The organism is Acinetobacter terrestris (assembly GCF_004331155.1).
GTDB lineage: Bacteria > Pseudomonadota > Gammaproteobacteria > Pseudomonadales > Moraxellaceae > Acinetobacter > Acinetobacter terrestris.
In genome coordinates, this window is the sequence record NZ_SJNZ01000018.1 from 59342 (window position 1) to 69208 (window position 9867).

The window sequence follows — 9867 nt, forward strand, 5'->3', positions numbered from 1 at the left end:
TTTTTCGAGCTTTTTCTGTAGTTTTTGCGGAAATTATTTAATTTTATAATCTATAAATTATGAATTGATCAAAATATGGCTAATTTTACCGTCTGTTTAAGTTAGCGTGCTTTTTTTAAAAGGTGATATTTTTTTTATTTGTTTAGCTGAATGGCAATCAGCATCTTTCAAAATACTGATTGCCCGGAATTTTTTTTATCTTTTAATCGCTAGAATACGCTGTTCCTGCATGTCACGAATCGCATATTGCACGCCTTCACGTCCCAGACCGGAGTCTTTCACGCCGCCATAAGGCATGTTATCGACCCGGAAAGAGGGAATGTCATTAATAATCACGCCACCGACATGCAAGTGATCCCAGGCATACAGCATTTTATTCAGGTTCTGGGTGTACACCCCGGCCTGTAAACCAAAACGGCTGCTATTGATTCGCTCTATACCTTGTTCAAAGCTTTCATACTTCTCAATTATTGCCACAGGCCCGAACACTTCATCTTTATATACTTCTAAAGAATCATCGACATTTTCAAGCAAAGTCGGTTCAAACATCACCCCGTTCAGCTCACCACCGACCAGCAAGCTAGCACCTTTTTCCACCGCTTTATCGACCCATTTTTTCAGGCGCAAAGCTTCTGATTCCTTAATCATCGGGCCAACCAGCGTGCTATCCAGCCGCGGATCGGCAGCTTTAATTTTTTTCAGCTGAGTCACCAATTTTTTCTTCAGTTCGGCATAGACATCTGCATGCACCAAAATGCGCTGCACACTAATACACACCTGCCCGGCGTGGTTATAAGCGCCGCCAATCAAACGATTCACCAAAGCATCGCTAATTTCAGTATCTGCATCTATCATGACGGCGGCATTACCGCCCAGCTCCAAGATCACTTTCTTGCGCCCGGCACGTGCTTTCATGTCCCAACCGACCACATCCGAGCCGGTAAAACTGAGCAGTTTGAAACGGTCATCGGTAACCAGTACATCGGCATGTTCACGCGGACAGGGTAAAATTGAAAATGCGCCTTTGGGCAAGTCGGTCTCGGCCAGAACCTCGGCGATTTTCAATGCTGAAATAGGGGTTAAGCTGGCCGGTTTAAGCACAAATGGGCAACCCGCAGCAATTGCCGGGGCAATTTTATGTGCGGTCAGATTTAGTGGAAAATTGAACGGGCTAATTAATGAGACTGCGCCAATCGGGGCATATTTCATCATGCCTTGATAACCCGATGCGGCTGCTGTGACCGCCAAAGGAATCATGCGCCCATCGTCCAGCTGGGTGACCGCATCGGCCGCAATTTGAAAGGTATTGATAAGACGTTCCACTTCCGCCGCCGCTGCCTTGCTCGGTTTTCCGCCTTCTGCAATCAGAATTTCTGTCAACTCCGCTCGCATTTCATTAAAGCGTTTCACACAATGCAGCAAGATTTTTTGTTTTTGAAAAGGTTCCAACGCTGCCATTTCTTTTTCCGCTTTTACTGCGGACTGAATGGCTTTTGCGATGGTTTGTTCATTTGCCAAAGCCACCCGTGCATACAGCTCATGCGTATATTTATGTTCTACTTCAAGCCATTGCTCGGTTTTAACCGCTTTACCTGCAACATACAGAGGATAATCAATCACGTTTACAGCTTTATCTGCCATGTAAAAAATTCCTTTCATTTTCTAGAAATAACAGCAATGCAATTTTCTTTCATTCACTATATGATGCGCTGAGTTGGACAGCAGTTCACTATATTTAAGTAACAAAATTATTTTCTAAAAATAACGGATCACATATTCAGGATATCCATGCAATCACTCAAATTATTTTGCTTCATCCTTGGACTTGGCGCAGTCAGCTCTGCACAAGCCGACTTCATTGGTGTTAAAGCCGGCATCGATTACTGGAACTATAGTGCAGATTTAAGCAATCCAGCATCAGCACTTGCACAAGCCCAACTTGAAGATGATCACGGCATGTCATTTTCGGTTGCCGTAGAACACCCGATCCCCTTTTTACCCAACGCCAAAATTAAACATACCAATTTACAGGCTGAAAGTAATCAGAGTCTTGCCGGGGTAAAAAGCCATCAGCTCGATCTGGATTATTCCGACTTCATTCTGTATTACGAAATCCTCGATAATGTGGTCTCTGCCGATGTTGGCCTGGGTGCCAAATTACTGGATGGAAAAATCCAGCAGAACTTTACCCAAAATACTGAAGTCAATGAAACCTTACCCATGCTCTATGCAGAAGCCGGAGTCAAACTGCCATTCACGGGACTTAGTGCCAAGGCAGAAGCCAGTTTTGCCAAGTTAACTGATAGCCAAGTGACTGATGCTCAGGTAGAACTGAAATATGACTTTGTCGATACCCTACTGGTCGATGTCGGTGCCAAAGCCGGTTATCGCATTTTAGATATCCAGCTGGAAGAAGGTTCAGACCAGGAAACCAAATTGAAATTTAAAGGACCTTATATTGGTCTAGAAGCGCATTTCTAAGGCATTGTTGTACGCTTTAGCTTACATGAACTGCAGAAAACGACAGCTGTTCAAGCTGTTTGATTCACACTATATTTAATTCATCAGGAAACAGGAAGTTTCCCAAACTAAAAACAATAATAATCAGTTTGAGCATCAGGATGTGAGGTAGGACAGGAGTTATACCTAAGTCACCAATACGAAGAAGCCCTATCAGGATGATGGGGCTTTTTTCATGCCTCAAATTAACTTCATACACACATAAAAAAGCCTCCCGAAGGAGGCTTAAGTTTAAAGAGAATTTATTTTCAATAGATTCGCTGTTTTAAGAACGGATAGCTTGTGCAGGTGCCGCAACTTTTGGTTCAGCTTTAATTTCAGCCTTTTTTGCTGGACGGATAAAGAAGATGGCAAGTGCGCCAATAATTCCAGGAATCGCCACCGCGATAAAATTCCATTTATGCGGCAGTTCCATGCCCAAAAGCATACCAATCACGATTGGACCGACAATTGCCCCGGTACGACCCACTGCCGATGCCCAGCCAATACCCGTTGAACGGACTGCAACCGGATAATACTGTGCAACATAACTGTACAGTAAAATGCTGCTGCCAATTGAAGATGCACCTGCAAGGCTCACCAGTAAATAAATAACAGGCTGTGGAGAATTGAAGCCGAGTCCCACTAAAGAAAGTACGCCTACAACTAACATACCAATCAGAACGCGTTTAAAGTCAAAGCGGTCCGCTAAAACCCCTCCACTGATTGTTCCAATCACTGCGCCAACATTCAATGCCAGTAAGAACATTAAGCTGCTGCCTAAAGAATAACCCGCTGCCATCATCAGTTTTGGCAACCAGCTGCCTAATGCATAAAGCATTAATAAACACATGAAAAATGCCAGCCAAAACAGGAATGTTCCTACCGCACGATTTTCACTGAATAATTCTTTTACTGAAGTACTTCCCGATTGATCAGTCGAAGCTAAAACCAATTGTGTATTTGCAGATACTTGTGCTGCCGGCTCAACTTTTTGTAAAAAATGACGCGCCTGATCTTGTTTGTTTGCTTTAACCAGAAAGATTAAAGATTCCGGCAGGAATTTCCAGAATAAAGGCACAAACAGTAAAGGAATCACTGCAATATAGAACATGATCTGCCAACCATAATCCGCGGTAAACCAAGTTCCACACAACGCTGCCAGAATCCCACCCATGGCATAGCCACTAAACATGGTGGTCACTAAAGTACTGCGCACACGTTGTGGTGCATATTCTGAAGTTAAAGCCACTAGATTTGGCAATACGCCGCCAATGCCCAGGCCTGCAATAAAGCGTAATATTCCAAATTCTGTAGGATTGGTGGCAAATCCACCTAAAAACGTAAACAGGCTGAACAATGAAACGCAAATTAAAATCACTTTTTTGCGGCCAATTTTATCCGCCAACATACCAAAGCCCATTGCGCCAAACATCATGCCGGCTAAAGCTGTACTGGCCAACATGCCTGCCTGCACGGCACTCATGCCCCACTCTTGCATGAGTAATGGTAAAACTACACCATTAATGGCCAGGTCATAACCGTCAAATAACACAATAAACAGACACCAAAGCACAAGTTTCAAGTGAAATGACTTGAACTTGGCTTGATCCACTACAGCATTTACATTCATTGTTGTCGCTGTCATGAGTACTCACCTCCAATGTGAGACTTGAATTTTCACCTACAATGGGTTTCTGGCGGAATTTTGTCCACAACTTGAAAGGCATAAACCTATACCTTGAAGGTATATAAAACCTTATCTGAAATAAAATGACAGGATAATACGAGCTAAGACTAGGATTTTTTGTTACATATTTTGCTGTGAACTATAGTTCATCTTTATTTTATTTAATAAAAACAATATCTTAAAAATTTAAAATTTTATATTCGACTAAAGATGATTTGATTGAAAGATTGTCAGAGTTTGCCGCCTAAAAACCCTAAAATGATAGACACAGATATCTTCGAATACACGATTAAACGTTGGCAAAAAAGTATATTTATCCAGCTAAAAACAGCAATAAAATTTGAGCATCACAATGGATAAATACAACCGAAGTGATCTTAAAGCTACTGATATAAACAAAGCCCTATCAGTCTAGGGCTTGTTTTATTAATGTATTAATGCAGACTTTCCAAGCTTTTTAGATAAGCCACAACATCTTTATTGCCTGCCATTTCAGCCAGCTCTAAAGCAGTGTAAGTACTGCGATGATCGACATCTGCGCCTTTGCTCACCAGTAGCTTCACCACTTCCAGATGATCATTTTCAGCGGCTGCCTGTAAAGCGCTATAGCCTTCATCATCGGCTGAGTTGACGTCTAGACCTTCTTGAAGGCGCTGTTCAACCTGCTCAATGTCACCGATTGAGGCCCAGTACACCAGTTCAGGAAGATGCAGTTCGTCGTCATCTTCAGGGATTGGGGAGAATGAGTTGAGTTTCATTTATTGTCCTATAATTATATAAAGGCTATGTACGAAATGATTTTAACTCTAAAAAAATAAAGTTTTCATTGTCCCTGCAAAACTAATACATCCAATAATAGAAGCAATAAGCCAATGTTCTTTGACCAACTCTACTAAAACTATTGGATGAACGCCATTTTTTGCTATCCAATTTGCTTGGGTTTTAATTGATCCATCTAGAATTCTTTCAAGAATATTGGACATAACATCAACTTTTCGTAAAGTTGATCGATGTAGTTTTATAAAATCTTTATCAATAAAAGCAGCGGCTTCTTCTTTTCCATTTAGCATATCTTTACCTGTAATTCTATTTAGCTCACATATACTATGTAGTCGTCCATTTTCCCCATGAGAGGTATATCTAACGGTATATAAACTAATTAAAAGTCTAGCTAAATCAATTTTTCTATCATCATCAATTAAATATGGTTTACCACCTAAAACTTTAAATCTATGTTCAATTGCTTGGAATCCATAATTAATATCTCTCATGTTCCAATGTAGATAGTAACTGCCTTTATTTAAGGCTAAGTACTCAAAGTATTCCCCTAACATTCCTTTTTCTAACTTATCGTAGGCATCAGAGATCTTTTCAAAACTAATATTCTTTTGTTCTGCTGTTTTATGTATTGAAAATGAATGGGTTTGGCCAGAATAAAAATTTCTGATCGCTATAGATGTAATTCTAGGTGTTCTACCATCTTGAATATCATAAAAAGATTCACATGAATAATGGATTAGAAAATAATTTTCTCTTTTTCGCTCTATTTGTTTAAGTGTTTCTTTAGCATCTTTGCGTCTTCTAAGTTTTACTAATTCTGAACCCATACATTCCCCCTCTAAAAATAAGAATTGTGTATTATCTAATAAATTTTAAAAAAAAAGCCCCCTTTCGGAGGCTTCTTTTCAAACTTAATTTCTAAGCTTTGGCTGCTATCTGTTTCGATGCTTTAATCTTTTCAGCTTCATCTTCACTCATAATCAATGCAACCGCAATCGCAGTAATCAATACAGGTAAACCTACCGCCATAAAGTTAAAGTACGCAGGTAAGTTCATACCGAGCAAACCACCAATTAAAATTGGACCTACAATCGCCCCCATACGGCCAATTGCAGAAGACCAACCAATTCCTGTCGAACGTACAGCAAGCGGGTAATATTGCGCTACATAGCTATATAGAAGCATTTGCGAGCCAATTGAAGCTGCACCTGCCAAGAACACCAAAATGTACAGAAGGAATTGATTTGATTGGAAGCCCATTAAGCTCATCACAATCGCACCCATAATTCCAAGGAACATCAGTACAGGTTTCAAGTGGAAACGGTCAGCAAGAATACCACCGCCGACGATACCAACCACAGCACCCACGTTCATTACCATCATGAACATCAAGCTGTTATCCATTGAGTAACCAGCCGCCATCATAAGTTTCGGCAACCAGCTGCTTAATGCATACATCGTCAGTAAGCAGGTAAAGAACGCAAGCCAGAACAACAAGGTATTGGTTGCACGACCACGACGGAACAAGCTCACCACGTTTGCAGCTTCAGGCACGCTTTCTTGCGGTAAAGTGAATACGGTGTTGTCAGTTACTTTCACATTCGGTGCTAAGCGACGCACGATACGACGTGCTTCAGCCTGTTTATTCTGCTTCACCATAAACGCTAAAGATTCAGGTAAGAATTTCCAGATCAGAGGCAGTAAAAATAAAGGAATGCCTGCGATAAAGAACATGATCTGCCAGCCAAAATCTGGGGTAAACCATGAGCCAAGTAAAGCAGCCATTACGCCACCCACGGCATAACCACTAAACATCGTGGTCACCAGCGTACTACGCATCTTTTGCGGTGCATATTCAGAGGTTAAAGCCACCAGGTTTGGCATCACACCGCCAATCCCAAGACCAGCCAAGAAACGTAAAATACCAAATTCAGTCGGATTCGAGGCAAAACCACCTGCAAAAGTCAGTCCGCTAAACAGCACAATACAAATCATGATGACTTTTTTACGGCCAATTTTGTCTGCCAATGATCCAAAGAACATTGCGCCAAACATCATGCCCGCAAGCGCGGTACTGGCTAACATGCCTGCTTGAACAGCACTCAGGCCCCAATCATTCATCAGCAATGGCAAAGTCACGCCATTAATCGCGAGATCATAACCATCAAATAGGATAATGAGTAAACACCAAGCAACTACATTAAAGTGAAATGGCGTAAATTTCGCATGATCTACTACAGAATTAACATCTATTTTTTCCGTTGTCATCGTTCTCATCTCCCATGAGTACTTGTCCATAAATCCTACTGATCATTGTGATAACGAATCAGCCCGAGCGAATATACTGAAGCGTGTTTTACGTCACAATAAGACTATATGTTATGCAACTTTCGTCTATATAAATGGGTATTTTTATATCCTGATTCACATATCAAAAGATCAAAAATCATTGATATATATACATTTTATTATTTTAAAAAATATTTTTACTATTTAAAAATCTTTTTGCTTTCTTAAAAGTTTATGAATTTGAATAACAAAACCCCTTATTTAAAGGGGTTTCACGGTTTTTAAAGACTAAAAATGAATATAAGAACCGGTGGATCACTAAGCCTTGACAGCTTTAAGCTTCTGTTCGGTGACTGAATCTACATCAACAGCACGGTCTTTACGCACAATCAGTGACACGGCAATGGCTACAATCACCACTGGAAGACCGACAGCCATGAAGTTCAACTGATGTGGTAACTCCATACCCAGTAGCATCCCGATCAGGATTGGACCGACAATTGCCCCACTACGTCCCACTGCTGAAGCCCAACCAATACCAGTTGAACGGACGGTTAACGGGTAGTATTGCGCAACATAGCTATACAGCAGAATCTGGCCACCAATCGCTGAAGCACCTGCTACTGCAACCAGGAAGTAAATCACAGGCTGAGGTGACTTAAAGCCTAACAGTGATAATGCCACTGCACCTGACAGACATAAGGTAATAATCACAGGTTTTAAATGGAACTTGTCTGCCAGAATACCGCCGCCCACAGTACCAATTACTGCACCAATATTCATCGCTAGCAGGAACATTAAACTGTTACCTAATGAATAGCCTGCCGCCATCATCAGTTTCGGTAACCAGCTGCCCAACGCATAAAGTGTAAGTAAACACATAAAGAAAGCTAACCAGAACAGCAGTGTGTTCGCTGTACGCCCCTGCTTAAACAGGCTGCTGACAAAAGCAGGTTCAGCAATTTTGATCTCGCTTAAAACCAATTGAGTTTGTGCATTTAAACTCAGCTGATCATCTAAACGCTGCATGATTTGACGGGCATTATCATGCTTTTGGGCTTTCACCAAGAAGGTCAATGATTCAGGCAGGAATTTCCAGATCAGAGGCAATAATAATAACGGCACACCCGCGATAAAGAACATGATTTGCCAACCAAAATCCGGGGTAAACCATGCGCCCAATAAAGCTGCCATCACACCACCTACCGCATAGCCACTGAACATTGTAGTAACCAAAGTCGCACGTAAGCGTGCTGGTGCATATTCAGAGGTTAAAGCCACCAGGTTTGGCATTACACCACCAATACCCAAACCGGCCAGGAAACGTAATACACCGAATTCAGTCGGATTCGAGGCAAAACCGCCTGCAAAGGTAAAGCCACTAAACAGCAATACACAAATCATGATGACTTTCTTACGGCCAATCTTGTCTGCCAATGTCCCGAACATCATCGCACCAAACATCATGCCTGCAAGTGCTGTACTGGCTAACATTCCTGCTTGTACTGCGCTTAAGCCCCAATCTTGCATTAAGAGTGGAAGCGTCACACCATTAATCGCCAAGTCATAGCCGTCAAATAGAATAATTATCAAACACCAGAACACGACCTTAAAGTGAAATGGGGTAAATTTGGCCTTATCAATGACCTCATTCACATTAACTGTATTCATTGTCACGTCTCACCTCCTGTGAGTTTTCAATTTCATCGTTTTTAACCGCGACACATGACATTTAACTCTTTGATTTTATTTTTATTGATTTATCGCGCCATGCTTTCGCAACTGCGCTAGTTGAGCACGCTGAACTTTTCTCAAATACTATACAAAGGTCGCAAAATGACGTGAAAAACTAGACTCAGCGGTCCAGTTTTTAATCAATTTAGTCGCAGGAAAAGGAGGGTTTTAAGTAAATTATTTTGCTCATCTATGAAAAAATACTAGCTGGCTACCACACTATACGTACTAGCAAATACCAGGAGGCAGACCAGAATTGCAACTTGACTCAATAAAGAAATGAAGAAGCCTTGTTTATAGCTGGCAGCAGACAGAATATATTGAAACAGTAAGCCACCAATGCCTAGCATTACCACAAAAGTAATCAGTTTATGGTCTATCAATGATCCTATGGCTTGGGTGATGAAGCCATTAATAATTAAGCTACACAAAATAGCCCAGAATCCGGTTCGCTCTGCCCCAAAGTATTCAGCAACATATTTAGTTGGAAAGTAAATCAAAGCCAATATGACCATTAAAATGAATAGAATTTGCATAGTTTTTCCAAATTATTCTTATATTTAAGTTTATTAAGATCTTCCTTATAATAAAATAAGTGCATTTTTTATACGAATTATTATTTTAAGCATAAAAAAATCCCCCTCAGCGTATGCGGAGGGGGATTTTTAGGAATAATGAGCTGGCGATGACTTACTCTCACATGGGTAACCCCACACTACCATCAGCGCAAAGAGGTTTCACTTCTGAGTTCGGGAAGGGATCAGGTGGTTCACTCTTGCTATTGTCGCCAGCACAACTGTTTATGGATACTTGCTTTGGTCTTATCTATTCACTTTTCAGTGTATGCCAATGCTTTTTCCAAATCTGAACAGATT

8 protein-coding genes and 1 rRNA gene are annotated in these 9867 nt (G+C 41.1%); 1 reads left to right on the top strand and 8 read right to left on the bottom strand.

The genetic code is table 11. From position 1 onward, the window contains the following. Positions 1 to 195: 195 nt before the first annotated feature. Positions 196 to 1641, bottom strand: coding sequence for an aldehyde dehydrogenase family protein (locus tag E0H81_RS11070; protein ID WP_131318904.1), 1446 nt, complete (start codon positions 1639 to 1641; stop codon positions 196 to 198). 147 nt (positions 1642 to 1788) lie between these two features. Between E0H81_RS11070 and E0H81_RS11075 the strand changes: the two genes are divergently transcribed. Then, complete coding sequence (locus E0H81_RS11075) at positions 1789 to 2481, top strand: TIGR04219 family outer membrane beta-barrel protein (RefSeq protein ID WP_131318906.1); 693 nt, start codon at positions 1789 to 1791, stop codon at positions 2479 to 2481. A 304-nt stretch (positions 2482 to 2785) separates the two neighbouring features. Here E0H81_RS11075 and E0H81_RS11080 read toward each other — a convergent pair whose 3' ends face one another. The 7 genes from E0H81_RS11080 to rrf form a co-directional block, all read right to left on the bottom strand. Beyond that, complete coding sequence (locus tag E0H81_RS11080) at positions 2786 to 4147, bottom strand: MFS transporter (RefSeq protein ID WP_131318908.1); 1362 nt, start codon at positions 4145 to 4147, stop codon at positions 2786 to 2788. A 476-nt stretch (positions 4148 to 4623) separates the two neighbouring features. Next, complete coding sequence (locus E0H81_RS11085) at positions 4624 to 4947, bottom strand: ankyrin repeat domain-containing protein (protein ID WP_131267639.1); 324 nt, start codon at positions 4945 to 4947, stop codon at positions 4624 to 4626. Positions 4948 to 4995: 48 nt separating this feature from the next. Beyond that, positions 4996 to 5796, bottom strand: coding sequence for a hypothetical protein (locus E0H81_RS11090; protein WP_131318910.1), 801 nt, complete (start codon positions 5794 to 5796; stop codon positions 4996 to 4998). A gap of 91 nt (positions 5797 to 5887) precedes the next feature. Then, positions 5888 to 7237 carry an aromatic acid/H+ symport family MFS transporter gene (locus tag E0H81_RS11095; protein ID WP_131318912.1) on the bottom strand — a complete coding sequence of 450 codons (1350 nt, stop codon included), beginning with the start codon at positions 7235 to 7237 and terminating at the stop codon, positions 5888 to 5890. Between the two features lie 339 nt (positions 7238 to 7576). Then, complete coding sequence (locus tag E0H81_RS11100) at positions 7577 to 8935, bottom strand: MFS transporter (protein WP_131318914.1); 1359 nt, start codon at positions 8933 to 8935, stop codon at positions 7577 to 7579. Positions 8936 to 9195: 260 nt separating this feature from the next. Further along, positions 9196 to 9528: a hypothetical protein gene (locus tag E0H81_RS11105; RefSeq protein ID WP_131318916.1), complete on the bottom strand. Its 333-nt coding sequence runs from the start codon at positions 9526 to 9528 to the stop codon at positions 9196 to 9198. 141 nt (positions 9529 to 9669) lie between these two features. Then, positions 9670 to 9784: ribosomal RNA gene (rrf, locus tag E0H81_RS11110) — 5S ribosomal RNA — on the bottom strand. Positions 9785 to 9867: the final 83 nt, after the last annotated feature.

Excerpts from the sequence above, each read along its gene's own strand:
- E0H81_RS11070 (WP_131318904.1), bottom strand. The coding sequence starts at position 1,641 with ATGGCAGATAAAGCTGTAAACGTGATTGATTATCCTCTGTATGTTGCA.
- E0H81_RS11075 (WP_131318906.1), top strand. The coding sequence starts at position 1,789 with ATGCAATCACTCAAATTATTTTGCTTCATCCTTGGACTTGGCGCAGTC.
- E0H81_RS11080 (WP_131318908.1), bottom strand. The coding sequence starts at position 4,147 with ATGACAGCGACAACAATGAATGTAAATGCTGTAGTGGATCAAGCCAAG.
- E0H81_RS11085 (WP_131267639.1), bottom strand. The coding sequence starts at position 4,947 with ATGAAACTCAACTCATTCTCCCCAATCCCTGAAGATGACGACGAACTG.
- E0H81_RS11090 (WP_131318910.1), bottom strand. The coding sequence starts at position 5,796 with ATGGGTTCAGAATTAGTAAAACTTAGAAGACGCAAAGATGCTAAAGAA.
- E0H81_RS11095 (WP_131318912.1), bottom strand. The coding sequence starts at position 7,237 with ATGACAACGGAAAAAATAGATGTTAATTCTGTAGTAGATCATGCGAAA.
- E0H81_RS11105 (WP_131318916.1), bottom strand. The coding sequence starts at position 9,528 with ATGCAAATTCTATTCATTTTAATGGTCATATTGGCTTTGATTTACTTT.